This is a genomic window from Cohnella sp. GCM10027633 (assembly GCF_042675445.1).
GTDB lineage: Bacteria > Bacillota > Bacilli > Paenibacillales > Paenibacillaceae > Cohnella.
Window position 1 is genome coordinate 129,367 of record NZ_JBHTGV010000012.1, and the last position, 26,894, is coordinate 156,260.

Sequence of the window (26,894 nt, forward strand, 5' to 3'; positions counted from 1 at the left end):
CAAGCAAAAAGACGATCAACCGTTCGGCCCATAAGCCGTCCCGGCGATCGTCTCGATCGGATTGCGCATGAATAAGTTCGGTTAGTTCCCCTTGCCGTGCCGCGGATGTTCGCCGATCGTTATCGGCTGCCTCGCCTTAACCGGGAGCTCGCCGGATAGCACGCCCGCGAGCGCGGTCATCATGGCCGGCTTGTTCTCGTAGCAGACGACGTATATCGGCGCGTCGGGCACTCCGAGCAGATCGTACGGCGTGCGCATCGCGGCCCAGACGAACGTGCGGCTCGCGTCTTCCGCAAGCTCGGCGACGAGCGCGGTCTGCGCTTCGTTGAAGGCGGCGTCGTAAGAGGCGAACACGAGCGTGCCGCTGCCGGCGGCCGCTTGCCGCACCGCTTCCGCTTCGTCCGCCGACGGGTTCAAGCCGATTCGCACCTCTTCGACGTCATAGCCGCGCGCGGAAAGCGCAGCTCCCAGCGTCCACGCTTGCTCGATCACCTCGACGACCTCGGTGCCGACGCGCGCTTCCGTCCAGACGACGACCGTGCGCCCCGCCTTGGACAGAGGCAGCGCGGACTGCCCTTTCACGACCGTGACGGCGGACTCGCTCAGCTCGGTCATGACTTCCTTGGCCCGCGCGGCGTCCAGCGCCGGCTTCTCGGCGCCGAACAGCCCGCTCTTGTGCTTCAGCTCCCAGTTGCGCTTCGCCGATTCCTCGATGCGCGCCTCCGGGATCTCTCCCGTCAGGACGGCTTCGAGCACCGCCTCGAGCGCCGCCTTCTGTCGCTCGAGCCGGTGGCAGACGAGCACGAGATCCGCGCCGGCCTTGATCGCTTCGACCGCGCCGCGCGCGACGCCGATCGTCTCGGAGATCGCGTTCATCTCCAGGCAGTCCGTCACGATGACGCCGCCGAAGCCGAGCTGCTCGCGAAGGAGACCCGTCAATATTTTGCGCGACAACGTCGCGGGAACTTGATCGGGCTCGAACGCCGGGAAGACGACGTGGGCCGTCATGATCGCGTCCACCCCGCCGGCGATCGCCTCGCGGAACGGGTACAGCTCGACTTCGTTCAACCGCTCTACGCCGTGCGGCACGACCGGAAGCTCGTGATGGGAATCCGCCGACGTGTCCCCGTGTCCCGGAAAATGCTTCGCCACCGCGCTGATCCCGCCTGCGCGATAACCTTCGATCGCAGCGATGCCGATGCGGGCCGCATGCGCGGCATCTTCGCCGTACGACCGGACGCCGATGACCGGATTCAGCGGGTTGTTGTTCACGTCCAGACATGGCGCGAAGTTCATGTTGATGCCGACGTTGCGCAATTCCGCGCCGGACAGCTTCGCCGCTTCGCGGCTAAGCTCGGCGTTGCCCGCCGCCCCTTGCGCCATGGCCCCGGGCATGACGGTGACGCCTTCCTCGAGCCGGACGACCATGCCGCCCTCTTGGTCGATCGCGATGAAGAGCGGCACGCCGGCCGAAGACTGCAGCTTGGCGGACAGCGCTTCGACTTGCGGCGCGTCCCGCAAATTGCGACGGAAGTAGATAATGCCGCCGAGACCGTATTCCTTCACTAGCCCCTCGATGCCCTCCGTCGGCTCGTAGCCTTCGAATCCGCACATGAAGAGCTGGCCGATCTTTTCCTTCAGAGTGAGCCGTTCGAACCCGGATGCTGCGTTCATTGCTTCGTTCCCCCTATATGTTGACGACTAGATTGTGCATGCCGTACGAACAGGTCGATTCACTTCTCCCGATGTTGCATCGCCCATGCGGGCATTTCCGCCTCGCCGGATTGATTCTGGTGCCGGTCGCGGAATTCGGACGGCAGCATGCCCGTATACTTGCTGAATACCCTCGTGAAATACCGCCGTTCGACGTAACCGACCATCTGGCCGATTTGGGTGACGCTTTTGTCGCTGAGCGCGAGCAGCGACTTCGCCATCTCCATCCGCTGCTTCGTCACGTATTCCACGAACGTCTCGTTGTAATGCTGCTTGAACAGCAAGCTGAAATAGCTGCCGCTAATGCCGAGATAATCGGCGAGCGCGTCGATGCTCAGCTCCGTCGACAGGTTGCGTTCGATGTAATCTTTGGCGGACAGCATGAGGACGTCGCTCGTCTTCTTCTTCATGACGCTGTCGAGCGACAGGTCGACGAGCTTGTTGATGACCGACAGCGTCTCGCGAATGCCTTGGTTGCGGTCGATCTGCCGCCAGATCGCCGCCTCCTCCCCGGGGGTCATGACGTCCATGCCGCGCATCTCGCGCAGCAGGTGGATGCACAAGTAATGAAGAATCGGCGCGATCCGCTCGAAGGACGTCTCCGGCAGTTGCTTGAAGCTGTCGTTCAGCTCCTTGAGCGCCGTCTCGGTTCTGCGCCGGTCGCAGCGCTTGAGGCCCGTCACCATCTCCTCGATCCGGTCCCACAGCTGCTCCGGCGTATCCGAACCGCCGCGCGCCTTCTCCGACAGTACCACGCCTTCGTTGGCGCCGCCGGACAAGTTCAAGGAACGCTGCAAGCTCTTGTACGTCCGGGCCAGCTGATCGAGCGACACCGGCGAAGGGTGCAGCGCGACGCGGATCGTCAGCTTCAAGTAGCTTTCGACCGCCTGGCGGAGCTGCTCGCCCCAAGCTTTGCACTGCTCGCGGTCGAACACTTCCGGCGGCATCGTCTCGATGAGCACGCACCATTCCCCGCTCCGTACTTGCAGCACCGAGCTCGATACGCCGAACGAGGCGAGATTCTCCTGCAGCAGGTTATGGATCGCGAAGTTCCACAGCTTGCGCTCCTTCTCCTCCCACGTCCGTTCCTTCTTCGTGTAGTCGGCGACGTCGACGAGCATCATCGCGAAGCTGAGCGACTCCTCCGATATCTCGTGCAGCTTCGCGAACGGCTTCGTGGAACCTCCGCCCAAGTCGACGAGCCGGTCGTACAGGATTTTCTCGTAGGCCAGATGAAACACTTGCTTCCATTCCTGCTGAATGGTGATCTGCTCCACGTTGCGTTCCCGGATGCCGTTCGCCAGCCGATCGATCGTGTTCTCGAGCTCCTCGTAATCGATCGGCTTCAGGATGTAATCCTTGACTTCGTACCGCATGACCGAGCGGACGTAATTGAAGTCCTGATACCCGGTCAGCATAATGACTTCGGCGTCGGCGTCGAAGTCGCGAAGCGAGCTTAAGAATTCGATCCCGTCCATGACCGGCATCCGGATATCGCACAGAATGAGATGCGGGCGGTGCTCCTTGGCGATGTCTAGCGCGAGCTGCCCGTTCTTCGCCGTACCGATGAGCTCGATATCGAGGCTATCCCACGGAATGACCGCCTGCAGGTTTTTCAGTATGTTGATCTCGTCGTCGACCAGAAGCGCTTTAAGCCTCATCGGATCACTCCCCCGTCGCCTTCGGTATGATGCATTTAATGACCGTTCCTTGTCCCGGCGCGCTGCACAGCAGAATGCCGTACCCGTTGCCGTAATGGATCCGCAGACGATCGGCGACGTTGCCGACGCCGAGACCTCTGCGTTCTCCGGTTTCCGGAGAATCCTCCTGCGCTTCATCCAGGGAGGAGATGCCGTTCTCCGTCAATTGCGCGATCCTCTCGTTCGACATGCCTATGCCGTTGTCCTCGATGTAGATCGCGATGTTGCGGCCCTCTTCCCTCGCCCGGACGTGGATGCGCCCGAGGTAATCGATGCCCTCGAAGCCGTGCTGGATGCTGTTCTCGACGAGCGGCTGCAGCGTCAGCTTCAGAATCGGGTTCGTCCGCAGCTTCTCCGGCACGTCGATCTCGTATTCGAACAGCTCCTCGAACCGGTATTTCTGGATTTCCAAGTAGCTCGTCAAGTGCTCGAGCTCCTGCTCGATGTTAATCTCTTCTTTCTGCTGGATGCTGATCCGGAAAATATTCGCCAGACGCTGCACCATCTTGCTCACTTTGCGCCCTTCGTTCTGCACGGCGAGAATGTTGATCGACTCCAGCGCGTTGAACAGGAAGTGCGGCTTGATCTGCGCTTGCAGCAGCATCATCTCGGCTTTGCGCTTGCGCCGCTGCTCTTGGGTCACGTCGTTAAGCAGCTCGGAAATCCGCGCCACGAGGCTGTTGAAGCCGCGCGCGAGCGTCGACGTCTCGTCCTTGCCGACGACCTGCACGCGGGTGGACAGGTCGCCCCGTTCCACCTGGCGCATCGCGCGAACGACGCGCACGATGAACGTGACGGTGCGGCGGACGAACATCAGGTTGAAGATGAGCGCGAACAGCAGCGTAATCGCCGTGATCGCGACCATCCAACGGAGTACTTGGACCATGTCGCCGGACAGATAGGACCAGTTCGTCACCATGACGAGCTTCCAATCGCCGACGCCGAGCCGTTCGAGCTCGAGATCCTGCACGGAGACGAGGCTCTTGTGCCCGTCGAACGAGAGCGCCTTGCTCTGATACCGGTCCGTGCTATGAATGTCTATCCCTTTGCGGGTGTCCATGAATTCGGCGATTTTCCGTCCTTGCGCGGTGCCTTGGTTGTCGAACACGATCTTGTCGTCCCGTCCGACGATCATATATCGCCTGTCGGCCGCGCCTTGGCTGTTGTAGAAGCTGAATATGCGGGACAGTTCGTTCATCTGGAAGCGCGTGACGAGTATGCCCTTGCTCGTCAACGTGTCGACGTCGAGCAGCACCCGGATCTGGGTGAACAGATTGAATTGCCCGTTGAGGACGGGATCCTCGTTCGGGCCGATCCATACGGGCTGGCCGAACTTGCGCAGCACCTCCGGGTAGATCGAATTCGCCTCGAGATCCTCCCGGGCGATCGGCTCGTCCTTGCTGAAGCTGACGTTGACGGTGCGGTCGTCGTTGCGGTACAGCGTAACCGACTGAATGCCCGGATACGTCAGGAGCACGCGTTGGCGCAGTCTCTCCCGCTCTTTGAGAGCCTCGTAGGTCTCGTTGCCGGCGAGCACGTCCGGATCGGTCTCGACGATCGGCGGCGCGTTCGGATCGAGCGCTTGCTCGACCGTCTCGACGCTGTCCTCGGTCGTGACCCAGAAGTCCGAGAAGTAGTTCGCTTCCTTGACCATGTTATGGATGTTGCGGCCGATCGCCTTCAGCGTGAGCTCGGTCTGCTCGGCGTATTTCTCTTGGGTGACGTTCTGGAAGACGAGATAGGATACCGTGCCGAGCACGAACAAGGGCACGATGATGAAAGCCAGGAATGCGGCGAATATGCGTTTGCTTAAGCTCATCCTACGAAGTCGTCCTCTCGCGTATGTTGCTCTCATTATAACAGGAGGAGTCGCCGGATGAAGATACGGCGATCGAATCGCGTCGCATAATCCCATTATAGAGAGGATGCGCCGATGCAATAAGTCTTCATTCCGATAATGGGGGGATAAAATCGGATTGTGGGTTGGGGGATTGCGTCTCGGAAAATGAAAAATCGCCTGCTCCTACGGAGTGGCGATCATTTAAGTCTCATGAATAGCGGCAGCGATGATCGAACTGATATAGATAAGCAGCTCGTCAAGTTGTTTGTCTCCGATGTCGAAGATCGGCAGATCCGCTCTCGCGGCCGCCGCAACGAGGCGTTCGTTCGGCTCGCGCAGCCCGACGGCGACGATGTTGGATAATCTCAGGAGCTCGATGTCCGCTTCGTCGCGGAGAAGGACGAGCTTCGGATGCGGCGCCGTCTTGAACCCTTCGACGATCGCGACTTCCACGCCGTTGACCCGCATGTTCGCCAGCAGCTCGTCGAGCTCGTTCGGACGCTCGATCGTCCACGCGGTGCGGGAATCGGACGTGATCGCCGTCATGTAGGCGCCGGCTTGCCGGTGTCTGTAACTATCGGTGCCGGGTACGTCCGGTTCGAAATCGTGGGCGTCGCGCTTGACCGCCCCGACGCTGTATCCGAGGCCGGAGAGCCGCGAGATCGCCGCCGTCGCCAGCGTTGTTTTGCCTGCGTTCTTGTAACCGACGATTTGCAGTACGATCATGCAATTACCGCCTCCTCGACTCATTGTGAACGTTCACCCAAGCTTCCATGCCGTTACGAGCTCGCCTGCTTCGAGCCCCGACTTGAGCGGCGGAATCTCGATGAGGCAATCCGCGCCGACGATCGTCTTCATCAGGCTCGACTTGTCGTCTCCGTTCGGCACGACGCTCACGGAGCCGTTCTCGAGCACCGTTCGTCCGCGAATGTATCTCCGGTAGGCGTTCACCTTCGGGAACGGCACGCCGAGACGGGCTTGGAAGCTCTCCGCGTACGGTTCGCCGACGCCTAACATTCGCTTGATCGCAGGCAGCGCGAACAGTTGGAACCCGACGAAACAAGCGCCGGGATTGCCCGATAAGGCAACGATGAGCTTGCCGGTGAGCAGCGCGGCGGTCGTCGGGCTGCCGGGGCGCATCGCGATTTTATTGAAGAGCAACCGGACGTCGGTGGCGGCCAGCACGTCGACCATGACGTCGTAATCGCCGACGGAGACGCCGCCCGTCGTCAAGAGCAGATCGCAATGCGACAGAACCTCGCGCGCGATCCGATCCGCCTCTTCCGCGTCGTCGGGAACTTGACCGAGCACGATCGGCTCAGCGCCCGCTTCCCGCACCATCGCGGCGAGCATCGGCAGATTGCTGTTGCGGATCTTGGCCGGCGCGAGCGGCTCGCCCGGCTGAACCAACTCGTTGCCGGTCGATAGAATCGCGACGCGCGGACGTCTGGCAACGGCAACCGTCTCGCAGCCGTAGGAAGCCAACAACGCGCTCTCGCCTGCTCCGATGAGGCTGCCTGCGGGCAGGAGCAACTCGCCGGTGGCGATCTCGCAGCCGATGTCGGCAATATTGCGCCCTGCCGGGATCGGCTTGCCGATCCGGACGCTATCTTCGGTCGAAGTCGTCGCTTCAAGCATGACGACCGCATCGGCGCCTTCCGGCACCATGCCGCCGGTCATGATCCGCGACGCTTGCCCGGGACCTATCGCGCTTGTCGGCTGCATGCCGCTCGGCAGCGACTCGACGACGGCGAGAATCGCCGGCCGGTCCGGCGTCGCTTCGGCGATATCGGCCGCGCGAACCGCATAACCGTCCATGCCCGATCTGCGGAACGGCGGGAACGGATGCGAGGCGACGAGCGGCTCCGCGAGTCTTCTGCTCCATGCCTCGCGCAAAGAGACGCGCTCGGCTTCCAAAGTCCGAGCTTCTTCCATGATTAGCCGCTGCGCTTCCTCCGGTTGGACCGTATGTCTGCGGAAGCGATCGGGGAGCGTATCTGGCTGCATCTATCGTTGCTCCTTCGTCACCGTCAATTTCTCGTATTGCTCGGGCGTGTCGACGTCGGCAGCGAACGCGCGGGCGATCCCTCGCGCGCCGAACGTCTCTTCCTCCACGCCGATCCACGTAATCTCTTCGACAAGCGCCATCAATCTTCGTTGCCCGGCCGCAAGCAATCTGGAGGCGATGGCGCCGACTTCTTGGCGATAGACGGCATGCAACGGCTGCGGTCTTCCTTCGATGACCGGAAGCGCAGCTTCGCAATCGCCATCCTCGAGTCGCGAGAGCAGCAGCTTCGCCGCTTCCGCGTCGAGCAATGGCTGGTCGCAGCCGATGACCCACGCGTACGGACTGCTAGCCGCCTCTAGCCCTGCCTGCAAGCCCGCCAACGGGCCCTCGCCGGCGTAATGGTCCGCGACGACGCGAACGTCGGACGGCAAGTCGAGCTCGGCCGCCCTCTCCGAGCCGTTCACGACGACGATTCTCTCATCCGCCCAATCGGCGACGGTTCTTAACTGACGATCGATGAACCGTTCGCCGCCGAACGTGAGATGCGCCTTATTGATATGGCCCATGCGACGGCCTTCGCCGCCGGCCAGTATGATCGCCGCGATCTTCATGGGGAATGGTCGCCTCCTCGTCAATCCCTGATCCGAAGGGATAACGACAACAAAATACGCTATGATGTCATTTTAGCTCTCATAGCGTATCCGTGACAATATTCGATTATTTAGACTGCCATACTTGCTCCGCCGCTGCCATGCCTTGGGCGACGCAATCCGGCAGCCCGACGCCGCCGAACGGCTGGCCGCAGGCGATGACGCCCGGCAAGCTTGCCGAGAGGCCGGAGACGAACGCGCCGATCGCTTCCTTATGTCCGACCGGATATTGCGGCATCGATTGCCGCAATCGCGTGATCTCCACGAACGCCGGTTCCGCGTCTACGCCCATTAACTCTCGCAGGTCGCGGCGTACCGCCTCCGTCATCTCCTCGTCGGACAATTCCACGCGAGCTTCGTCCTTGGCGCGGCCGACGTAGCAGCGGATGAGGCGTTTGCCCTCCGGCGCGGTGTGAAGCCACTTCGCAGACGTCCACGTGCTCGCGGTAATCGTTCTCCCTTCGCCGCGCGGCACCAGGAAGCCCGAACCGTCGAGCTCGCGGCCGAGGCTCTCCGCATCGTAACCGAACACGACGTTCGCGACGGAGACGTAGCGGATGCTCGTCAGCGCGGACACGTCTACGTGCGGCGCGAGCAGCTCCGCCATCGCCGCTGCCGGCAGCGCGACGATGACCGCGTCGGCGTCGAGCCGATCGCCGCCCGACAGCGATAGCCGATATCCCGCTCCCTCAGTCCCGCCGTCCGTCGCGGCTTTCTCGAGTGCCTCGACGCGAGCGCCGAGCCGAATGTCGCAGCCGTATTCGCGGAGACGGGCTTCCAATGCTTCGATGACGGTGCTGAGCCCGTTCTTGAACGTGTAGAAGACGGAAGCCGGCAACGGCGAAGGTTCGGATCGTGGGGTTGTCCCCGCCGCGGCCTGCGCCTTCCGGCCCTCGACCGATCCCTCGATCAAGCTGCCGTACCGACGCTCCATCTCCTTGAATTGCGGGAACGTCGCCTGCAAGCTCAGCCCGTACAGATCGCCGGCATAGATGCCCGCCAGCAGCGGCTCGAAGATACGCGTTACCATCTCCGCGCCCATATGCCGCTCGAGGAACGCGCCGACGGATTCGTCCCCCGAGACCGCTTCGCCCGGAGCGATAGCCCGGTCTTCTAACGCCCGCTCCTTGCCCGTCTCCGAGACGAGCGCGGTCTCCATGAACGCCTCGACGTCCGTCGGCACCCCGAGCACGAGGCCCGGCGGCATCGCGTGAAGCTCGCCGTCTCGCGAGATGTACGTCTTCTTCGCCGCGGGATTCGTCCCGGTCAGCTCTCCCGCGATGCCGAGCGCCTCCGCGAGCCGGATCATCGGCAGCTTGCGAGCGAGGAACGAATCCGGTCCGCGTTCGATGACGAACCCGTCGCGGCGCAGCGTATTGACCCTGCCGCCGAGCCGCTCGGAGCCTTCGAGCACGGTCACTTCGACCGTCTCCCCTCGGGCGCGCGCCTCCAACGTCAAATAAAAAGCGGCGGTGAGGCCGGTAATTCCGCCGCCCAACACCGCCACCTTGCGCCGCGTCACAGCGCACGCTCCCGGGCGGCCGCCAGCACGGACTCCGCCATCGCCGCCATATATTGCGGGTCGTCGTTCAACATCCGGATGCGTTCGAGCTTCACGCCGCGCTCCGACGCGAACCGCTTCGCTTCGATATCGATGTCGTACAGCACCTCGAGGTGATCGGACACGAAGCCGACCGGCGCGACGAGCATCGCCTTCACGCCTTCTTGGCCAAGGCGCTCGATCGTCTCCAGAATATCCGGCCCGAGCCACGGTTGGCCCGTCTGTCCGGCGCTTTGCCACGTGAACTGCCACTTGCCTACGCCCGCCGCTTGCGCGACCGCGCGCGACGTCGCCAGCAGCTGCTCCGGATACGGATCGTTCATCTCCAGGATTTTCTCCGGCAAGCTATGCGCGCTGAACAGCACCATCGCCTCGCCGTTCGCGTCGCCCAGCCGCTCCAACCCTTCCGTAACGCGCTTGCTCAGCGCGTCTATCAGCTCCGGATGGAGATGGTATTCCTCGATCGTAGCGAAGGCGATGCCGTGCTTCTCCGCCTCTTCCTTCGCCCGCTTCATGTAGCCGCCGACGCTCATGATCGAATAATGCGGCGTCAACACGATGCCGACCGCGCTCTTGATTCCGTCCGCCGCCATCGCCGCCACGCCGTCCTCGATGAACGGAGCCGCGTGCTTCAGTCCCTGATAGCAGACGAACTTGCCTTCGCCCGCCAGTTCGTCCAACGTACGCTGCAACGCCGCGACCTGACGATTCGTGTTCTCCCGCAGCGGGAACACGCCGCCGACGATCGCGCGGTACCGGCTCGTCAAGTCCTCGAGCTGCTCCGCGGTTGGCGGATGCCCTCTGCGAATGTGCGTGTAATACGCCTCTACTCCGTCCAGGCTCTCCGGCGTGCCGTACGACATGACGAGTACTCCGATCGCGCTCATACCGACACCCCCGCACGAATTTTCTCCTCGCTATACGCGTGAATGAACGACGTCAGCTCCCGCAGCTTGTCGAGCGAAGCTTCCGGATACAGCCCGTGTCCCAGGTTGAAAATATAGCCCGGTTCCTTCATGCCCTCGTCCAATATCCGGCGCGCATGCTCGTGAATGACCGATGACGGAGCTTCCAGCACGAACGGATCCAGGTTGCCTTGCACGGCGAACTTGCCCTGCAATCTCCGTCTTCCTTCCGCGATCGGCACGCGCCAATCGAGGCCGATGACGTTCGCGCGAAGATTCGTCAGATGCGGCAGCAGCTCGCCCGAGCTGACGCCCGGGAAGTAGATCTTCGGCACGTCCAGGTCGGCGATCTGTTCGAAGATGCTCTCCACGTGCGGCAGCACGAACGTCTTGAAGTCGTGCGGAGCAAGCGATCCGACCCAGCTGTCGAACAGCTGCACGGCCTTCGAGCCCGCGCCGATATGCGCGCGCAAATAAGTAGCCTGCATGTCGGCCAGCTTGCCCATCAAACGATGCCAGACGTCCGGTTCGCTGTACATGAGCGCTTTGGTGCGGGCGTACGACTTCGACGGGCGCCCCTCCACGATATAGCTCGCGAGCGTGAACGGTGCTCCTCCGAACGTAATGAGAGGCGCTTCAAGCTCGCGGTCCAAGATCCGGATCGTCTCGAGCACGTGCGACAGGTCGCCTTCGACGTCGATCGGCTTCAGTCTGTCCACGTCGGCCGCGGACCGGACCGGGTTCGCGATGACCGGACCGACGTCCTTGACGATGTCGAAGTCGATGCCGATCGAGGCGACGGGATTCATGATATCGGAATAAAGAATGGCGGCGTCGACGCCAAGCTTGCGGATCGGCATCAGCGTCACTTCCGCCGCGAGCTCCGGCTGCCGGCAAATTTCGAGCAGCGAATATTTCTCTTTGATTTTGCGATAATCGGGATCGTACCGTCCGGCTTGGCGCATGTACCATACGGGCACGCGCTCCACCGCTTCTCCCCTGCACGCGCGCAGGAATACGTCGTTGTAGCTCATGTGAACATCCTCATTTTGATCGTGACATAGAATGGGTTTCATTGCTTTCATTATGCCCTTTTTGACAAGTCGGAACAACCTTGCGGGACGTCCGGAGTATGACAATAGTTTGACAAAGGGGCGAATCGCGCCTCGTCGCCTATGTGATATACTAGCAGAACGCGCAAGTCAGTCTGTGAAGGTGATCACATTGCAACGATGGAAGATCAATTTGGCCGTTCTCATGTTCGGCAATTTTCTCGTCATGGCCGGAATGACCATGGTCATTCCGTTCCTGTCGCTCTATCTGAAGCAAGACCTCGGATTGACGGACGAGCACGAGATCGGGGTGTGGGCGGGAATCATCTTCGCCGGCAACTTCGTTACCTCGTTCGTCTTCCAACCGTTATGGGGCAAGCTCGCCGACCGTTACGGCAGGAAAATGATGCTGCTCCGCTCGGGCTTCGGCATGTCCGTCGTCATGGTGCTGATGGGCTTCGCCGCCGCGCCGTGGCATCTGCTCGCGCTGCGGATGCTGAACGGCGTCATCGCCGGCTTCCAGCCCGCGGCCGTCTCTCTCGTCGCGTCGACGACGCCGAAGGATCGGATCGGCTTCGCGATGGGAACGCTGCAGTCGGGCGGCATCGCGGGCTCGATTCTCGGACCGTTCTTCGGCGGATTGATGGCCGACAGCTTCGGCTTCCGGCCGATCTTCTATATAACGGGCACGTTGCTGTTCCTCGCATCCGCCGTGTCGTGGATTCTCGTGAAGGAGAATTTCGACCGGAAAGCCGCCGCGGCTCGCCCGCAAGCCGGCGTCTTCGCCGGACTTCGCGAGTTGATGGTCATCCCGCAGCTGCCCGTTCTGCTCGCGATCACGTTCCTGATCCAATTCGCCATGCTGAGCCCGATGCCGCTCATTCCGCTCTACGTGGAGCGACTGCACGGAACGACGGACGACCTTGCCTTCTATGCCGGCTTCGTCGGCTCCGTCACGGGCTTATCGAACCTCATCAGCTCGCCGGTACTCGGGCGGTTGAGCGACCGAATCGGATCGACCCGCATCCTTCTCGTCTCGATCGTCGGAGCCGCGGTCATGCTCGTCCCGCAAGCGTTCGTCGGAACGGTCGGCCAGCTGCTCGTCTGCCGATTCCTGCAGGGCTGCTTCATGGGCGGACTCATTCCGACGGTTAATGCGCTCATCCGCCGCCATACGCCGGACGGCAAAGAAAGCCGGGCGTTCGGCTTCAACGGCAGCGCACTCGCGCTCGGCAACATGGCCGGGCCGGTCGTCGGCGGCGCCCTGTCCGGCTTCATCGGAATCGAAGGGCTGTTCCTCCTGTCCGCCGCGTTGCTCGCCATGACGAGCCTATGGGCGTCCAGGGCGCTCCGTCGCAGACAAAAAGGCTGTCTCCCCTAAGGTCGTATAACCTTCGGGAAGACAGCCTTTCTTCTATTCTTAGACGATTTGTTTCGCTACCGCGTGGCAAGCCACGTGATGTCCGGGTTCGACCTCGAGCATCTCCGGCATTTGCTGCGCGCACACGTCCATCGCGAGCGGACAGCGCGTGCGGAACGGGCAGCCGCTCGGCGGGTTGAGAGGGCTCGGAATGTCGCCCTGCAGAATGATGCGCTGACGCTGCTTCTGCATCTCCGGATCCGGCAATGGAATCGCCGAGAGCAACGATTGCGTGTACGGATGCAGCGGATTCGCGTTCAACCGTTCGGACGTCGCGACTTCGACGAGCTTGCCGAGGTACATGACGCCGATCCGGTCCGAGATGTGCTTGACCATCGCCAAGTCGTGCGCGATGAACAAGTACGTCAGGCCGCGTTCCTTCTGCAGCTTCTTGAACAGGTTCACGACTTGCGCCTGCACGGATACGTCGAGCGCCGAGATCGGCTCGTCCGCGATAATGAACTGCGGCTCGATCGCGAGCGCGCGGGCGATGCCGATCCGTTGGCGTTGACCGCCGGAGAACTCGTGGGGGAACCGCTCCGCGTGCTCCGGACGAAGACCGACGTCCTTGAGCAACTGGTTGACGCGTTCCTTCTTCTCCTTGCCGCTATACAAGCCGTGAATCTCGATGCCTTCGGCGATGATCTTGCCGACGGTCATCCGCGGGTTCAGGGAAGCGTACGGGTCCTGGAACACCATCTGCATGTCCCGGTTGAACTTCTTCCGCTTCTCGCCCTTCATCTTCTGAACGTTCTCGCCGTTGAACAGAATTTCTCCGCCCGTCGCTTCGTACAGACGGATGATCGTGCGGCCGGTCGTCGACTTGCCGCAGCCGGACTCGCCGACGAGTCCGAACGTTTCGCCGCGCTTGATCGAGAAGTTCAGGCCGTCGACCGCCTTCAGTACGCGGTTGTTGCTGAGATTGAAATGCTTCTGCAGATTTCTGACCTCAAGGATATTGTCTTCAGCCATGAGCTCCCCTCCCAATGCCGACCGGCATTTCTACCTTCGGCGCGTCTTTGTGGTTCAGCCAGCAGGCGGCCGTATGATCGCCGCGGATCACGAAGTGATCCGGATCGACTTCTTGGCACACCTTCATCGCGTACGGGCAACGGGCCGCGAACGCGCAGCCGACCGGCGGCGCGTATAAGTCCGGAGGCGTTCCCGGAATGGAAGCCAGCTCGCTGTTCTTGTCGCTGTCGAGGCGCGGAACGGAACGGAGCAAGCCCCACGTGTACGGGTGGCGAGGCTCGTAGAAGATCTCGTCAAGCGTGCCTCTCTCTACGACTTTGCCCGCGTACATGACGATGACTTTGTGCGCCATCTCGGCAACGACGCCGAGGTCGTGCGTGATCAGAATGATGGACGTATCCGTCTTCTTCTGAATGTCTCGCATCAGATCGATGATCTGGGCTTGGATCGTCACGTCGAGCGCGGTCGTCGGCTCGTCCGCGATGAGCAGCTTCGGACCGCAGGCGAGGGCGAGCGCGATCATGACGCGTTGGCGCATGCCGCCCGACAGCTCGTGCGGGTATTGGCGCAGACGCTCTTGCGCGTTCGACATGCCGACGAGCGTCAGCAGCTCTTCGGCGCGCGCCAGCGCGGCTTTCTTCGACACCTTCTGGTGCTTCAGAATGCCTTCCGTAATCTGGTCGCCGATCGTCATCGTCGGGTTCAAGGACGTCATCGGGTCTTGGAAGATCATGCCGATCTCTTGGCCGCGAATCTGTTGCATATCCTTCTCCGACATCTTGGCGATCTGATGACGGCCGTCGAACAGAATCGACGAGCCATCCTTAATGACGCTCGGCGGCGAAGGGACGAGCCGCATGAGCGTCTGGGCCGTCACGGACTTGCCGCAACCGGATTCCCCGACGATCGCCAGCACTTCCCCTTTATCGACGGTGAAAGAGACGCCGCGTACCGCTTGTACCTCGCCGGCGTACATCTTGAAGGATACGCGCAAATTGTTGACTTCTAGCAAAGGTTTAGCCATCCGGCATCCCTCCTTATTTTCTCATTTTCGGATCGAGCGCATCGCGCAACGCGTCGCCGACGATGTTGAAACTCAGCAAGATCAAGCTGAAGATGACCGTCGGGAAGATCAGCATGTGCGGATAGTTGCGCATCGCGCGCGCGCCGTCGTTGATCAAGCTGCCCAAGGACGCCATCGGCGGACGAATGCCGACGCCGATGAAGCTCAGGAACGACTCGAAGAAGATCGCGGTCGGCACGATGAACGTGATTTGCACGATCACGAGGCCGATTACGTTAGGAATCAAGTGCTGCAGGATGATCCGAGCGGGCTTGGCTCCGAGCGTGCGGGCCGCGAGCACGAATTCCTGCTCCTTGATGAGCAGAATCTGACCGCGCACGAGCCGCGCCATGCCTACCCATCCGGTCAAAGCGTAAGCGATGATGATCGAGCTTATGCCCGGTCCCATGAATACGATCAGGATAATCGCGAGCAAGAGGAGCGGAATCGAATAGATGATCTCGATAATCCGTTGCATGACGGTATCGACTTTGCCGCCGAAGTAAGCGGAGATGCCGCCGTACAGCACGCCGATGACGAGGTCGAGCAACGCGGCCACGAGACCGATGAAGAGCGAGATCCGCGTACCTAGCCAGATGCGGTGCCATTGGTCGCGGCCGAAGTCGTCCGTGCCGAAGAAGTGGCTCCAGGAAGACTTCTCGTTCACGTCCTCGAAGTTGATTTCGTAGATGGTGTGCTTGCTGAACATCGGCGCGAAGATCGCGAGAAGCGTAATGACGGCGAGCACGAACAAGCCGATCATCGCCATTTTATTTTTTCTCAAACGCCGCCAAGCGTCCTGCCAATACGTAAGCGAAGGACGAACGATGGCTTCGGCGTTTGTCGTTTTCTCAGCCGGTTGGAACATTTCTTTCGAGAGAGATTCCATCGTTTACCTCCTCCCCGACATGCGAATTCGTGGGTCGATAAAGCCGTAAGCAATATCGGTTAGGAACATAACGACGATCAGGATTGCCGCGTAGAAGATCGTGAGGCCCGTAATCATCGTGTAATCCAAGGTCGTAATGGAGCTGACGAACTGATAGCCGAGTCCGGGAATGACGAATACGTTCTCGACGACGAGCGTACCCGTGATGACGTTGACCGCGATCGGTCCGAGAATCGTCACGACAGGCAGAATGGCGTTGCGTAGCATATGGCCCCAGACGATCGTGCTTGTCGATAGGCCTTTGGATTTAGCGGTCTTAATGTAGTCGAGGCTGCCTACTTCGAGCATGGAAGCTCTCATCATGCGCGCCAAGATGGCGATGGTACCGAATGCGAGCGCGATCGCGGGCAGTATCCGGTTCTCCGGACCTTCCCACAAACCCGGAGGCAGAATCCCCCACTTGTTGCCCACGTACAGGGACAGCAACGGCGCGATAACGAACGAAGGAATGGAGATGCCGATCAGCGCGATGAACATCGCGGAATAGTCTTGCCATTTGTTATGGCGAAGCGAAGCGATGATGCCGAACGTCATTCCGAAGATGATGGCGAGGATCAGCGATTCGATGCCGAGCTCCAGGGAAGCCGGGAACGATTGCTTGATGACGCTCACGACGGAACGCGTCGGGAATTGGTACGATACGCCCAAGTCTCCTTGCACGACGTTGCCTAGGTAGATCAAATATTGTTGCCACTCCGGTTTGTCTAACCCATACTGCGCCTTCAAGATCGCCAGATTCTCGGGAGGCAGTTTCGCAGCCACTTCACCAAAAGGATTTCCGGGCAGCAATTTCATGAGAAAGAATGTGGCCGTGACGATTACCCAGAGAGTGATGATCATGTAGATAAAACGGCGCAGCACGTATTTCAGCACGGTGGATCCTCCTTTCAGGAATGAATTATTTCCCATTTGCATGCAGTCGTTTAAACGACAATCGACATGAAAGAAGCCGTTGGACAACGGCCTCTTCCATGTATAGTCGATTGGTCGTATCGTTGCGGTTAACTCGCTTACTTAATGGAAGCCCATTTCAGTTCGAAGTCAACGCCGTACGGAGGCAAGATGATGCCTTGTACTTTTTGGTTGATCAAGAACGGAGACGAACGGAAGTACAGCGGGAATACCGCGGCTTCGTCCATCAGAATTTTCTCGGCTTTTTGCAGCTCTTCGGAGCGTTTCGCGTTGTCGAGGTTCTTCTGAGCGGATTTCACCAGTTGGTCGTACTCGGCGTTGGACCAGTCTTGCGTGTTGAACGGACCGCCGGTCAAGTACATGTCGAGCCACGTCATCGGGTCGTTGTAGTCGGCGCCCCACAGCGTGGATACGATTTGGTAGTCTTTGTTCAGCTCGCGCTCCAGACGCGTTGCGTGCGGCAACGGCTGCGGCTTAACGGTGATGCCGAGGTTCGCTTTCCATTGGATCGCGAGGTTCTCGAGCAATTGCTTGCCCTTCGCCGTGTCGTCGCCGATGATTTCGAGCTCAGGCAGCGCGGAGATGCCTGCTTCGGCCAAGCCTTCGGCAAGAAGCGTTTTTGCCTTCTCTTTGTCGAACGCCACTTCCGTGTCGCCGACCAGCTTACGGAACTCTTGGTTGTTGCCGTCGCCGTTACCGTTCGGAACGTAACCCGTAGCAGGTACGGAACCGTTCTTAAGGACGAGGTTAGGAATCAGGGAACGATCGATCGCCATGCTAAGCGCTTGACGAACTTTGATATTGGCGAACGCCGGAACTTTCTTTTGTTGGAAGTTCAGGTAGCCCGTTACGAGTTCGCTCTTCATCGTCAGTTCTGGCTTGCCGTCGTATTTCGCCATGTCGTCGCCGCTGATGTCGGCGTAGTCGGTTTTGCCGGATTCGTACAGGTTAAGGCCCGTAGCTTGGTCTTTAACGATGTTCAGCGTGACTTTGTCGAGCTTCACGTTGGCAGCGTCCCAATATTTAGGGTTTTTCTCGAGAACGAGTTGTTGCTCGTGATCCCACTTCGTCAGAACGAACGGACCTGCGCCGAGCACTTTGTCCGCGTCGCCGCCGCTGCTTTCGCCTTGGGCGGATACGAACTTCTCGTTTTGCGGGTAGTAGTTCAAGAACGCGAGCTGTGCCGTGAAGTAAGCGCGCGGTTGGTCAAGCGTGATTTCAAGCGTCTTCTCGTCGATTGCTTTAACGCCGAGTTCTTCTTTCGCTTTCTTGAGGTCTTCAGGCGTTTTCGCGTCTTGTACCGCTTGTCCGCCTTTGAGCCACGTCAGAATGAACGCGTAGGAAGCTTTCGTAGCAGGATCGAGCGTTCTTTGGTAGGAGTACACGAAGTCTTGGGCCGTCAGCGGTTCGCCGTTCGCCCATTGCAGACCGTCGCGAAGCTTGATCGTATAAGTGAGGCCGTCTTCGGAAATCTGAGGAAGCTCGGCCGCGAGCGCAGGTTGCGGATTCATGTCTTTGTCAAGACGGTACAAACCTTCGCTGACTGCGCCGAGGATCGTGAACGATGCGGCCGCTTCCGCGATCGATACGTCCAGAGCCGGAGGATCGGCACGGTAGTTCATCACTAGTTCTTGCTTGCTGTTGCTGTTTTCGCCGCTGTTCGTAGCGGTTGCGCTCGCGCTAGGGCTAGCGCTTGGCGAAGAAGCGTTGTTCTCGTTGTTGTTGCCGCAAGCCGCCAGTACCGAACCAACGAGCGTTACCGCCATTGCCGAAGTTAGAACTTTCTTCAACTTCATGTTGTTGCCTCCCCGATTTCTATAAAATTGTGTCTTTCGCTCCCTTTACATTGTCCCAATTCAAGGTTGATCAATCTCGAGAACGATAACATCACACATCTTACAATGCGTCGTTCGGATTTCGCAATGAAAGATATTGCCAATGTAAGCTTTAATAACGTTAAGGGTTATGTAATATAACTCATCTGTGACAGGTAACGCTTTCATTATGCGATTTTCCTTGAATTCGATGAATAAGTATTCACCGATTTTGATAGCGTTGTTCAATCCATAATTTTCTAGTTGAAATTCTGTTCATTTCTGATTGAAATTTTGGAATGCGATACCTGAAGATACGCGAAATTGGTAAATTTTTTTGAATGATTCTAAGCAAATCTTCAGATAAGCGCTGTATTGGATATACATACCTAAAAAAGCCTCCAAAACGACATTAATAGTCATTGTTGGAGGCTTCTATATAAGTGGTTCATAGCGAAAAATTCGGCCTGAATCGCTCTGCTTCTGTGCAGGTGCTATGCTTTAACGCGTGCCAGCGCTAGTCCATCATAAGCCGGGAGATGTACCCCTGTCAAGCGCGAATCCGTCGCGATCGATCGATTGAACTCCCGCACCGCTTGCACGGACGGCCCTTGCTTAGTCGGATCGACGGTCCTTCCTCTTAATAGCGTATTATCCGCGGCGATGATCGCGCCGTCATTCGCCAACCTGATGCACGCTTCCAGATAGTTCGGATAGTTCTCCTTGTCCGCGTCGATGAAGAAGAAGTCGAACCTCTCCCCGCCGGCTTCCAGCTTCGCCAAGCTCTCCGCCGCGTCCCCGACGACGTACTCCGATCGCTCGCCGTAGCCCGCCGCGGCTACGTTCGCCCGCGCGACCGCGGCATAGTCCTCGCGCAGTTCGAGCGATACGAGGCGCCCCGATTCCGGCAACCCGCGCGATAAGCATATGCCGCTATAGCCTCCAAGCGCTCCGATCTCGAGAACGCTGGCCGCGCCCGATATCCGGACGAGCATCGTCAACAGGCGTCCGTAGCCCGGCGCCACCGAGATCGAGGGCATCCCCACCCGGGCGATCGATTCGTTCACGCGCGCAAGCGCTTCGTCCGGGGGGAACAAACTTTCGAAATAATCATCCGGCGATAATTCTCGCTCCATCGTCAACACCTCCGTATATGCGTACCATTTTACCTTACCTTGATCTTCATTTGAAATCGCCATAATAGAGAGCTATACTAAACCTTATTTATATATGAAGAACGAGGGGAAGACGCAAGATGGGGGAGCGGTGGAAGCATACCGCGCGACAAGCCGGCCGCTGGATCTGGGTCGGGCTTAGGAATTGGCCTTATTGGGGCTTCATGCTGTTCGTCGCGTCGATGTACTATAAACTAGAATGGCTGGATCGCCAGTTCAACGTCGGCGCCATGAACGATTGGAAGGAGAAAGTCATCTACGGAGCCGTCATCCTGACCGCCTTCTGGACGCTGTTGCTCGGGCGCCGGGCGCGTTGGATCGCGCTCGTCGCGCTCGACCTGGCTTTATCCGCGCTGATTTTCTCGGACTTGATTTATTTCCGCTACTTCAAGGACTTCATCTCTATTCCGGTACTGTTCCAAGCCGGGCAAGTCGGCGCGCTCGGCGACAGCATCTGGAACTTGATCCGCGCGGGAGACTTCGTCTTGTTCGCGGACATTCCGATCGGCCTTGCGGGCATCGCCTGGATCGTCTGGCGCAAGCGCAGGGAGCGTCAGTTGACGAGAGTCGGCGCGCCATCGCGGAAGCGCCGGTATCTGCTCCGGCTCGTTCCCGTTACGATCGCCTTCTCGATCGGATGGTCGCTCGTCTACTTCCCCGTCGAGGAACAGAAGGACGGATGGGCGCGCGGGCTGTTCGTAGGCAACTGGTGGAACATTCCGATCTATAACGTAACCGGATTGCTCGGGTTCCACGGGTACGACACCTGGCGGTACGCGAAGGAGAATTGGTTCGGCGGCGGCATCTCCAAGGAAGAGAAGCAGCAAGCGAGCGATTGGTACGACAACCGCAGGAAGCTGCAGGAGCAGATGGAATCCGAACCGCTGTTCGGCGAGTACAAAGGAAAGAACGTGCTCGTCGTTCAGGCGGAGGCGTTCCAGCAATTCGTCATCGGCCAATCGATCGGAGGGGAGGAGATTACGCCGAACCTGAACAAGTTGATCGGGCAAAGCGTCTATTTCCCGAACTTCTATCATCAGACCGCGCAGGGACGGACGTCGGACGCGGACTTCCTGACCAGCTGTTCGATGCACCCGCTCCCGACCGGTTCCGTGTTCATCCGGTTCTCGAGCAACGAGTTCGACTGCGCGCCGTCGATCCTGAAGACGCAAGGCTACGATACGACGATACACCACGCCTACGACGGCAGCTTCTGGAACCGGTACAACATGTACAACAACATGGAATACGACCAGTTCTACGAGTTGAAAAGTTTCAAAAACGACGAACCGCTCGGTTGGTCGATCGGCGACAAGTCGTTCTTCAGGCAGACGGTCAACCAGCTGACGACGCGCGACGAATCTCCGTTCTACGCGATGGCGATCACGCTGTCCAGCCACCACCCGTTCCGCTTGCCGTCCTCGCATAAGCCGCTTAACGTCGCGCCGTTCGCTGGAACGACATTCGGCGATTACTTGCAGGCGACTCACTACGTCGACGCGGCCGTCGGCGAACTGATCGAGGATCTGAAGGCAGCCGGCCTATGGGAGAACACGATACTCGCCTTCTACGGCGATCATGACAACTCGCTATACGATATGAAGACGTACGAGCAATTCTACGGCCGTCCGCTGAACGACATGGAGAAGGACGCGATCATTCGCAAGGTGCCGTTCTTCGTTCACTTGCCGAACGACGAGCATGCCGGAGTGAACGAGAAGGCCGTCGGCCAGATGGATACGCTGCCGACGCTCATGCATCTGCTCGGTATCTCCGCCTCGGACAAATACTTGATGGGCGTAAGCATGCTGTCCGAGGCGAACAAGTCGGTCGTCTTCCGGAACGGCGGCTTCACCGACGGCAACGTCTACTTCGTTCCAAGCTCCGACGGTATCATCGACCATGGATCCTGCTACGCCTTCCCTTCGGGAGAGAAGCAAGCGGACGCGAACTCGTGCAAAGCCGGCGCAGAATCGGCAAGGAACGATCTGTCGATCTCCGACCGCGTCATCGAGAACGATCTGATCGCGTCGTTCCGGAACGACGATGAATAAACGAAAAGGCTGCCCTGTTCGCAGGGACAGCCTTTCGTTTATTTCAAGTATTTGCGCGCCTTCTCGATCGCTTCGTCTTCGGTCGGCGCGGTAACGTAACGGCCGTTGACGTAGATGAACGCGTATCTGGAGCAAGGACCGCAATAAGACTTGCAGGCGACTTTAACGTCGGCCGCCGGATCCAGCTTCTTCAGCTTCGGCAGCATCGTCTTGACCCGCGTATGCTTGCACTTGTCGCAGATGCGAATATCGTTCGCCTGCGCGGGAACCTCAGTGGTCTCCATGATTGCCCTTGCTTGGATTCGTAATGACGAACCCTTCCTTCGGGAAATACAAGTAATCGATTTTCACGCCGTCCAGCAGTTCTTGGCCCTTGGCCAATACGACGTCGATGCCTTTGTCCGTCGGGACGACTTCGTCCGCTTCGGTAGGCGTCGTCAAATCCATGCCGTAATGCGCATGGTCTCCGTGACTATGCGTAATGAAAACGCGAAGCTTCTGTTCGGCGTTCTCCGGCTTGTCCAATTCGCGGCGAAGCACGTTCGCGGCGTTGCGCGTGATTTTGCAATTCATATCGGCTGTCCACTCCCGTCAATATCCTCATACGCTATTGTAAGGTAACGGTATGCGTCATGCAACATTCGTTTTCGCTCCGCGGCCGCTCATTCTTCGATTCGATACTTGCTCTCCATCGAACCGACGAACCAATTCGCGGCGATCGCGGTAACCGCCAAGTCGTCGATCGGCAGCAAGGGCATCAGGTCGGGCAATACCCAGTAGAGCGCGACCGGAACGATGAACGACAGCTTATACTTCGCGGGAACTTTCCGCGAGCGCAGCACTCGCCATAATCGGGCGGGCAGGCGCCGCCAACGGTAGAGCGTAACGAACTTCGACTTGCGCATGCCGGTCTCACGTCCTTTCCCGCCCGGGACTGTCCGGCGGAGCGATGGGCTTGTTCCGTCAGTATACCCTTCCGATTATGACGGAGACAAGTCCAGCGCTTCCGCGAGCAGCTTCTTCAAGTCGTCGTACATCTCCTCGATGCCGTCCAGCGGAAGCGGATTGTGTCCCCACCCCGCTTCGACCGTGAAGCCGGGGCGTCGGAACTTGTGGATGAACCAATCCTTATAGCCCGCGTCGCTCCCTTCCAGCCATACCGCGCGGTAGCCCGCCGCCTGCGCCAGCTTCTTCGCCCAATCGGACGATTCCGGCGGCTCCTGTTCCCGGTAGTTCCAATAGATCTCCTCGCCTTGCGTATGGACCGCCAGCACGGCGTGCAAGTCCATCCGCTCCGTCCACTCCGCGAGCGCGATCGCCTCCGGTTCGGTCAGCGGGCCTGCCCCCCCGTAATCCCGCGGTCCCGGACGTTCCACGCCGCGGCGCTCCCGTTCTTCCTCCCAATAGGCGGGAAACTGGTCGTTCAGATCGACGCCGCGCACGTTCGCCTTCCAGCGGTGGAACAGATCGGTCCCGCGGTTCCACGCGATCAGCTCCTTATAGAACGGATGCTTCGGCGTGACGCCTTCCTGAACGAGCGCGACGCCGTCGGGATTGAGCATCGGCACGATCCATAGCGTGCACTTCGCGTATAGCTCCCTCGCCGGCTTGCCCCCGATCTGCGAGCGGCCGCGGCATGCCTTGGCATAATCGTTCGCGAACCTCATGAGCAATAGCGAGGTGATCCATTCGTTCGCGTGACAAGCGCCGTTGAAATGCCAACGGAACGGACCGTCCCCGATTCGAATCGCATGGATCGGCTTGCCCAGCACGCTGCGCCCGATCATGCCGGCCTCGACGAAAGGATAGCCTCTCGCCAGCCTGCGCACGTCTTCGGACAGACGCGCCGGTCCGTATAAGGTCTTGCTCCTGCCCATGGCTTTCCCTCCCCTTCCGGTGCGGTTGTATTCATGTATGACGCTCGGCCCGTCCTTATGCCTTCAACGGAAGAAGGCCATGCATGCCGCGTGGTGTCGGCGTTGCATGGCCTTGCTCGTCGGTTAAGCCCGTATGTGGGGAACTTGCCAGACGACGGGCGTCAGGCGAATCGGATCGCCGAGCCAATCGTTCGCGATATGATGGAATTTCACCGGATCTCCGCTGCAGAAAAAACGATGAATCGGCGTAACGTCCTCTTCCGACAATTGACCGCGGGCTCTCAGAATGGACGAGATCTCCCTCGCCGTCTCTTCCGCCGAATGGACGAGCGATACTTCGCCGCCCATCGCTTCCGAAATCGGCGCCGCCAAGAACGGGTAATGCGTGCATCCGAGAATCAAGCAATCGATCTCGCTCCTGAGCAGCGGCTGCAAAGCCTCGGAGACTGCCCGATAGGCTTCTCTGGACCGGAACATTCCGTTCTCGACGAGAGGCACGAACGTCGGGCACGCGAGTCCGACGACCTCGATGTCTGGCGCCAACCGCCGAAGCGCGGCCGCATAAGCTCCGCTTTTGATCGTTCCTTCCGTTCCGATCACGCCGATCCGTCCGGTATTCGTCAATTCGATCGCCGCGCGGGCTCCCGGCTCGATGACCCCGACGACGGGCAACCCTACCCGGCGGCGTATATCCTCGAGCGCGACCGCCGTCGCCGTGTTGCAGGCGATGACGATCATTTTCGGCTCGTATTGCACGAGATAATCCACGAGTTCGCGGGTGAACGCGATAACCTCTTCTGCCGGTCTTGGTCCGTAAGGCGTACGCGCGGTGTCGCCAAAGTAACAGATTCTTTCCCGGGGGAGCTGTCTCATCAGTTCCTTGACAACGGTCAGTCCACCCACGCCGGAGTCTAGAACCGCAATCGCTCGCTGCACGAGAACACCGCTTTCTTCATCGTTGATGAGATCGACTCTATACATTATGAGCGTCCGAAGGAAAAGGTACCTCCGGCCGGCCCGATTTCGGACGAGTCGTCGCGCATAGCGAAAGAACCGCCGAGCGGGAGCGGGCGGTTCTTCGCTATTCGAACGCTATCGATGGATTATTGCGTCGCGGAATCCTCGTATTCGTACGTCGTTTCGGTTCCTTCTTCGATCGCCGCGGCCCCGTTCGGTTTGCGCGATTGGAACAGCTTGCCGGCGGCTTCCTTCGTATCCGAAGCGAAACCGGACGCGCGCTTCGCCAGAGACTGCACGGCAGTGCCGGCTTGGCGGCTCAGATCGACCGTTTTCTCGCTGACTTTAACCGCAGTATCTCCGATATCCTTGCGCAGCTCGCGGCCGGATTTCGGCGCCAGCAGCAGAGCGGTAACGGCACCGGTGACAGCGCCCGTCAACGCGCCTAACAGGAATGCTTTTTTGCTCATTGCATTCACTCTCCTAATGTTGATCCGCACTCGTTCCCGAGTACCGCGAGCCTTCCGCGTCGGCTTCGGCCGCATGACGGCTCTTCCAAGCCTTCCACAGCTGCCTTAGGATGTCCGGCCATTCGGCTCGCGCTTCCGTCGCGCGCTCTTCTTCCTCGGCCGAATCCGATTCCGTCCTGCGCTTGAAGATCAGTCGGTCTCTCCAGAAGGACGTCACCTGCGCCGCCGCATCCCCTGCCGCCTGCGCAGCCTCGCCTAGCGCCCGCGCCCCCTCCGCGAACGCCGCGATGCTCTCGAACGTCTCCCTGCCGCTGCGGGTAATCGCCGTCGCTTCCTCCGCCAGTCGCCTCGCCTGTCGAAGCGAAGCTTCCGTCTCGTCTCCGACTCGCGCCAGCGTTCGTTCCGCTCTGCCGAGCGCCCGAACGGCGCGGACGACGCCGAAGACGACGGCGAACGCCACGGCGAGCACGGACAGCGCGATCGCGTACGCGGCAATGTTCCAAGCCATGCGAATCCCTCCTCGCAGCTGCTTGCGCGCAGCCGGCTTGCGGTACCCGGGCGAATGCCCATGCGGTTAAGATAGTATAAGAAGCATGGGCTTGGCTTGACACTGCGGACGGGTAGATTTTTGCGGCGGGGGGCGTGAATGATGGAAAATGCGGCGCATCAAATAGGGGCCTAGGCTTCAGAGGACCTTATTCCGGCGAGTTGGTGAGTTGGTTCCGGTATAGAGGCCTCCGAGGCCCTTATTCCCGCGAGTTGGAGAGTTGGTTCCGGTATAGAGGCCTCCGAGGCCCTTATTCCGGCGAGTTGGTGAGTTGGATGCGGTTTAGAGGCCTCAGAGGCCCTTATTCCGGATAATTGATGAGTTTCGTGCGGATAGAGGCCTCAGAGGGTCTTATTCAGCGAGTTGGCGCACCATCTCCCGCTCTAACGGTACCACGCACCGTTACACTCTCGCATTCCCGGCTTCTCGCGCTCCAACGGCGCCACGTGCCGCTGCATGCGCACCGGGGCGACGCGGCCCCACAAACAAACACAATAGAACGCCTATAAAAATAGGCCAACCAGAAAACTCCGGTTGACCTGATAATACGAAAACCGACCAGCGCAACGCGCAAGACGGTTCTACCCACAGTATTCACTTCGCCGACGCGGCCTCGTGCCGCGGCTTGATCGCGTACGTGCAGCGTCCGCCGCCTTCGGCCAAACATTCGGTACGCTCGACGTCGGCGTCCAGCAGCTGCGCGAACAGCTGCTTCTCGCAATGGCACGCTTGCCGGAACCGGTCCGCGATGTGAGCGATCGGACAGTTGTACTCGTGCAGCGCATAGCCGCCGTCGTCCTCCGTCCGCTCCCATGTCGCCATGTATCCTCCGCCGTTCTGGATCACGGCGAGCTCGCGCACGCGTTCCTCGAGCGGCCGCTCCTTCATCCGTTCCTCGTACCGCGCGGCCAGCTTGTCGCGCCTGCCTTGGAACATGCGATCGATGACCGCCGCGCCGTCCGCGTCCTCTTCCAGCTCCGCGAGCAGGTCGAGAGTCAGCTGCGAGTAGTTCTTCGGGAACAGATCGTCCGCCTTCTCCGTCAGCGAGTACCGGTAGATCGGCCGGCCCATCGTCTGGCGAACGGCGGTTACGCTAATGTGACCGTCCTGTTCCATCGCGTTCAGATGCTTCCGTACCGCCATCTCCGTAATGCCAAGCGCGCCGGCAAGCTCGTTCACGGCGCAAGAGCCGCCCGTTCGGAGCAGATGGAGCAACCGGCTTCTCGTCGAACCTTCTTCCTTCGGCATAGCCATG

25 protein-coding genes are annotated in these 26,894 nt (G+C 59.8%); 2 read left to right on the forward strand and 23 right to left on the reverse strand.

From position 1 onward, the window contains the following. Window positions 1-81: 81 nt before the first annotated feature. The 9 genes from nagZ to hemE all read right to left on the reverse strand — a co-directional run bounded on the left by nagZ (window position 82) and on the right by hemE (window position 11,411). Window positions 82-1,674 (reverse strand): beta-N-acetylhexosaminidase, encoded by a 1,593-nt coding sequence (gene nagZ, locus ACFQZG_RS21940; RefSeq protein WP_378156431.1) that lies wholly within the window; start codon window positions 1,672-1,674, stop codon window positions 82-84. Between the two features lie 59 nt (window positions 1,675-1,733). Beyond that, the gene (locus ACFQZG_RS21945) at window positions 1,734-3,374 is read right to left on the reverse strand and encodes a response regulator transcription factor (protein ID WP_378156433.1); all 1,641 of its coding nucleotides are present in this window, start codon (window positions 3,372-3,374) and stop codon (window positions 1,734-1,736) included. Window positions 3,375-3,378: 4 nt separating this feature from the next. Then, complete coding sequence (locus ACFQZG_RS21950) at window positions 3,379-5,232, reverse strand: cache domain-containing sensor histidine kinase (protein ID WP_378156435.1); 1,854 nt, start codon at window positions 5,230-5,232, stop codon at window positions 3,379-3,381. A gap of 222 nt (window positions 5,233-5,454) precedes the next feature. Next, window positions 5,455-5,979: a molybdopterin-guanine dinucleotide biosynthesis protein B gene (gene mobB, locus ACFQZG_RS21955; RefSeq protein WP_378156437.1), complete on the reverse strand. Its 525-nt coding sequence runs from the start codon at window positions 5,977-5,979 to the stop codon at window positions 5,455-5,457. 33 nt (window positions 5,980-6,012) lie between these two features. Next, complete coding sequence (locus ACFQZG_RS21960; protein WP_378156439.1) at window positions 6,013-7,260, reverse strand: molybdopterin molybdotransferase MoeA; 1,248 nt, start codon at window positions 7,258-7,260, stop codon at window positions 6,013-6,015. Next, window positions 7,261-7,872, reverse strand: coding sequence for a molybdenum cofactor guanylyltransferase (mobA, locus tag ACFQZG_RS21965; RefSeq protein WP_378156441.1), 612 nt, complete (start codon window positions 7,870-7,872; stop codon window positions 7,261-7,263). It abuts the gene before it with no gap. A gap of 106 nt (window positions 7,873-7,978) precedes the next feature. Next, a complete protein-coding gene (gene hemG / locus ACFQZG_RS21970) occupies window positions 7,979-9,433 on the reverse strand; it encodes a protoporphyrinogen oxidase (RefSeq protein WP_378156443.1) in 1,455 nt (484 codons plus the stop codon). Then, window positions 9,430-10,359: a ferrochelatase gene (hemH, locus tag ACFQZG_RS21975; RefSeq protein WP_378156445.1), complete on the reverse strand. Its 930-nt coding sequence runs from the start codon at window positions 10,357-10,359 to the stop codon at window positions 9,430-9,432. The genes hemG and hemH overlap by 4 nt, the downstream gene beginning before the upstream one ends. Further along, window positions 10,356-11,411: a uroporphyrinogen decarboxylase gene (hemE, locus tag ACFQZG_RS21980; RefSeq protein ID WP_378156447.1), complete on the reverse strand. Its 1,056-nt coding sequence runs from the start codon at window positions 11,409-11,411 to the stop codon at window positions 10,356-10,358. Before hemE ends, hemH begins: the two co-directional genes overlap by 4 nt. A gap of 190 nt (window positions 11,412-11,601) precedes the next feature. Between hemE and ACFQZG_RS21985 the strand changes: the two genes are divergently transcribed. Further along, a complete protein-coding gene (locus ACFQZG_RS21985; RefSeq protein ID WP_378156449.1) occupies window positions 11,602-12,810 on the forward strand; it encodes an MFS transporter in 1,209 nt (402 codons plus the stop codon). A gap of 39 nt (window positions 12,811-12,849) precedes the next feature. On the opposite strand, the gene ACFQZG_RS21990 is transcribed toward ACFQZG_RS21985, so the two are convergent. From ACFQZG_RS21990 to ACFQZG_RS22015, 6 genes are all read right to left on the reverse strand, one after another. Beyond that, on the reverse strand, window positions 12,850-13,821 hold the full coding sequence (locus ACFQZG_RS21990) for an ABC transporter ATP-binding protein (protein WP_378156451.1): 972 nt from the start codon (window positions 13,819-13,821) through the stop codon (window positions 12,850-12,852). After that, on the reverse strand, window positions 13,814-14,845 hold the full coding sequence (locus ACFQZG_RS21995) for an ABC transporter ATP-binding protein (protein WP_378156453.1): 1,032 nt from the start codon (window positions 14,843-14,845) through the stop codon (window positions 13,814-13,816). Before ACFQZG_RS21995 ends, ACFQZG_RS21990 begins: the two co-directional genes overlap by 8 nt. 13 nt (window positions 14,846-14,858) lie before the next feature. After that, on the reverse strand, window positions 14,859-15,773 hold the full coding sequence (locus tag ACFQZG_RS22000) for an ABC transporter permease (protein ID WP_378156455.1): 915 nt from the start codon (window positions 15,771-15,773) through the stop codon (window positions 14,859-14,861). Window positions 15,774-15,776: 3 nt separating this feature from the next. Continuing rightward, window positions 15,777-16,706, reverse strand: coding sequence for an ABC transporter permease (locus tag ACFQZG_RS22005; RefSeq protein WP_378156456.1), 930 nt, complete (start codon window positions 16,704-16,706; stop codon window positions 15,777-15,779). Between the two features lie 137 nt (window positions 16,707-16,843). Beyond that, window positions 16,844-18,541 (reverse strand): peptide ABC transporter substrate-binding protein, encoded by a 1,698-nt coding sequence (locus tag ACFQZG_RS22010; protein ID WP_378156457.1) that lies wholly within the window; start codon window positions 18,539-18,541, stop codon window positions 16,844-16,846. Window positions 18,542-19,053: 512 nt separating this feature from the next. After that, complete coding sequence (locus ACFQZG_RS22015) at window positions 19,054-19,695, reverse strand: O-methyltransferase (RefSeq protein ID WP_378156459.1); 642 nt, start codon at window positions 19,693-19,695, stop codon at window positions 19,054-19,056. 119 nt (window positions 19,696-19,814) lie between these two features. On the opposite strand from ACFQZG_RS22015, the gene ACFQZG_RS22020 reads away from it, so the two are divergent. Then, a complete protein-coding gene (locus ACFQZG_RS22020) occupies window positions 19,815-21,788 on the forward strand; it encodes an LTA synthase family protein (RefSeq protein ID WP_378156461.1) in 1,974 nt (657 codons plus the stop codon). A 38-nt stretch (window positions 21,789-21,826) separates the two neighbouring features. Here ACFQZG_RS22020 and ACFQZG_RS22025 read toward each other — a convergent pair whose 3' ends face one another. From ACFQZG_RS22025 to ACFQZG_RS22060, 8 genes are all read right to left on the reverse strand, one after another. Next, window positions 21,827-22,072, reverse strand: a complete 246-nt coding sequence (locus tag ACFQZG_RS22025) for a YuzB family protein (protein WP_378156463.1) — start codon at window positions 22,070-22,072, stop codon at window positions 21,827-21,829. Then, a complete protein-coding gene (locus ACFQZG_RS22030; RefSeq protein ID WP_378156465.1) occupies window positions 22,059-22,361 on the reverse strand; it encodes an iron-sulfur cluster assembly accessory protein in 303 nt (100 codons plus the stop codon). Before ACFQZG_RS22030 ends, ACFQZG_RS22025 begins: the two co-directional genes overlap by 14 nt. Before the next feature lie 89 nt (window positions 22,362-22,450). Then, complete coding sequence (locus ACFQZG_RS22035; protein ID WP_378156467.1) at window positions 22,451-22,693, reverse strand: hypothetical protein; 243 nt, start codon at window positions 22,691-22,693, stop codon at window positions 22,451-22,453. A gap of 75 nt (window positions 22,694-22,768) precedes the next feature. Beyond that, a complete protein-coding gene (locus ACFQZG_RS22040) occupies window positions 22,769-23,665 on the reverse strand; it encodes a M14 family metallopeptidase (RefSeq protein WP_378156469.1) in 897 nt (298 codons plus the stop codon). Window positions 23,666-23,788: 123 nt separating this feature from the next. Further along, the gene (gene racE / locus ACFQZG_RS22045) at window positions 23,789-24,601 is read right to left on the reverse strand and encodes a glutamate racemase (protein ID WP_378156471.1); all 813 of its coding nucleotides are present in this window, start codon (window positions 24,599-24,601) and stop codon (window positions 23,789-23,791) included. 167 nt (window positions 24,602-24,768) lie between these two features. Beyond that, the gene (locus tag ACFQZG_RS22050; RefSeq protein ID WP_378156472.1) at window positions 24,769-25,092 is read right to left on the reverse strand and encodes a YtxH domain-containing protein; all 324 of its coding nucleotides are present in this window, start codon (window positions 25,090-25,092) and stop codon (window positions 24,769-24,771) included. 13 nt (window positions 25,093-25,105) lie between these two features. Beyond that, on the reverse strand, window positions 25,106-25,600 hold the full coding sequence (locus tag ACFQZG_RS22055) for a hypothetical protein (RefSeq protein WP_378156474.1): 495 nt from the start codon (window positions 25,598-25,600) through the stop codon (window positions 25,106-25,108). Window positions 25,601-26,233: 633 nt separating this feature from the next. Then, window positions 26,234-26,893: a helix-turn-helix transcriptional regulator gene (locus tag ACFQZG_RS22060; protein ID WP_378156476.1), complete on the reverse strand. Its 660-nt coding sequence runs from the start codon at window positions 26,891-26,893 to the stop codon at window positions 26,234-26,236. Between the last annotated feature and the right edge of the window lies 1 nt (window position 26,894).

Excerpts from the sequence above, each read along its gene's own strand:
- hemE (WP_378156447.1), bottom strand. The coding sequence starts at position 11,411 with ATGAGCTACAACGACGTATTCCTGCGCGCGTGCAGGGGAGAAGCGGTG.
- ACFQZG_RS22050 (WP_378156472.1), bottom strand. The coding sequence starts at position 25,092 with ATGAGCAAAAAAGCATTCCTGTTAGGCGCGTTGACGGGCGCTGTCACC.
- ACFQZG_RS22060 (WP_378156476.1), bottom strand. The coding sequence starts at position 26,893 with ATGGCTATGCCGAAGGAAGAAGGTTCGACGAGAAGCCGGTTGCTCCAT.
- ACFQZG_RS22030 (WP_378156465.1), bottom strand. The coding sequence starts at position 22,361 with ATGAATTGCAAAATCACGCGCAACGCCGCGAACGTGCTTCGCCGCGAA.
- ACFQZG_RS22040 (WP_378156469.1), bottom strand. The coding sequence starts at position 23,665 with ATGGGCAGGAGCAAGACCTTATACGGACCGGCGCGTCTGTCCGAAGAC.
- ACFQZG_RS22055 (WP_378156474.1), bottom strand. The coding sequence starts at position 25,600 with ATGGCTTGGAACATTGCCGCGTACGCGATCGCGCTGTCCGTGCTCGCC.
- ACFQZG_RS21960 (WP_378156439.1), bottom strand. The coding sequence starts at position 7,260 with ATGCAGCCAGATACGCTCCCCGATCGCTTCCGCAGACATACGGTCCAA.
- mobB (WP_378156437.1), bottom strand. The coding sequence starts at position 5,979 with ATGATCGTACTGCAAATCGTCGGTTACAAGAACGCAGGCAAAACAACG.
- ACFQZG_RS21945 (WP_378156433.1), bottom strand. The coding sequence starts at position 3,374 with ATGAGGCTTAAAGCGCTTCTGGTCGACGACGAGATCAACATACTGAAA.
- nagZ (WP_378156431.1), bottom strand. The coding sequence starts at position 1,674 with ATGAACGCAGCATCCGGGTTCGAACGGCTCACTCTGAAGGAAAAGATC.
- ACFQZG_RS22035 (WP_378156467.1), bottom strand. The coding sequence starts at position 22,693 with ATGCGCAAGTCGAAGTTCGTTACGCTCTACCGTTGGCGGCGCCTGCCC.
- ACFQZG_RS22010 (WP_378156457.1), bottom strand. The coding sequence starts at position 18,541 with ATGAAGTTGAAGAAAGTTCTAACTTCGGCAATGGCGGTAACGCTCGTT.
- hemH (WP_378156445.1), bottom strand. The coding sequence starts at position 10,359 with ATGAGCGCGATCGGAGTACTCGTCATGTCGTACGGCACGCCGGAGAGC.
- ACFQZG_RS21995 (WP_378156453.1), bottom strand. The coding sequence starts at position 14,845 with ATGGCTAAACCTTTGCTAGAAGTCAACAATTTGCGCGTATCCTTCAAG.
- ACFQZG_RS21990 (WP_378156451.1), bottom strand. The coding sequence starts at position 13,821 with ATGGCTGAAGACAATATCCTTGAGGTCAGAAATCTGCAGAAGCATTTC.
- ACFQZG_RS22000 (WP_378156455.1), bottom strand. The coding sequence starts at position 15,773 with ATGGAATCTCTCTCGAAAGAAATGTTCCAACCGGCTGAGAAAACGACA.
- ACFQZG_RS22015 (WP_378156459.1), bottom strand. The coding sequence starts at position 19,695 with ATGGAGCGAGAATTATCGCCGGATGATTATTTCGAAAGTTTGTTCCCC.
- ACFQZG_RS22020 (WP_378156461.1), top strand. The coding sequence starts at position 19,815 with ATGGGGGAGCGGTGGAAGCATACCGCGCGACAAGCCGGCCGCTGGATC.
- ACFQZG_RS21950 (WP_378156435.1), bottom strand. The coding sequence starts at position 5,232 with ATGAGCTTAAGCAAACGCATATTCGCCGCATTCCTGGCTTTCATCATC.
- mobA (WP_378156441.1), bottom strand. The coding sequence starts at position 7,872 with ATGAAGATCGCGGCGATCATACTGGCCGGCGGCGAAGGCCGTCGCATG.
- ACFQZG_RS22025 (WP_378156463.1), bottom strand. The coding sequence starts at position 22,072 with ATGGAGACCACTGAGGTTCCCGCGCAGGCGAACGATATTCGCATCTGC.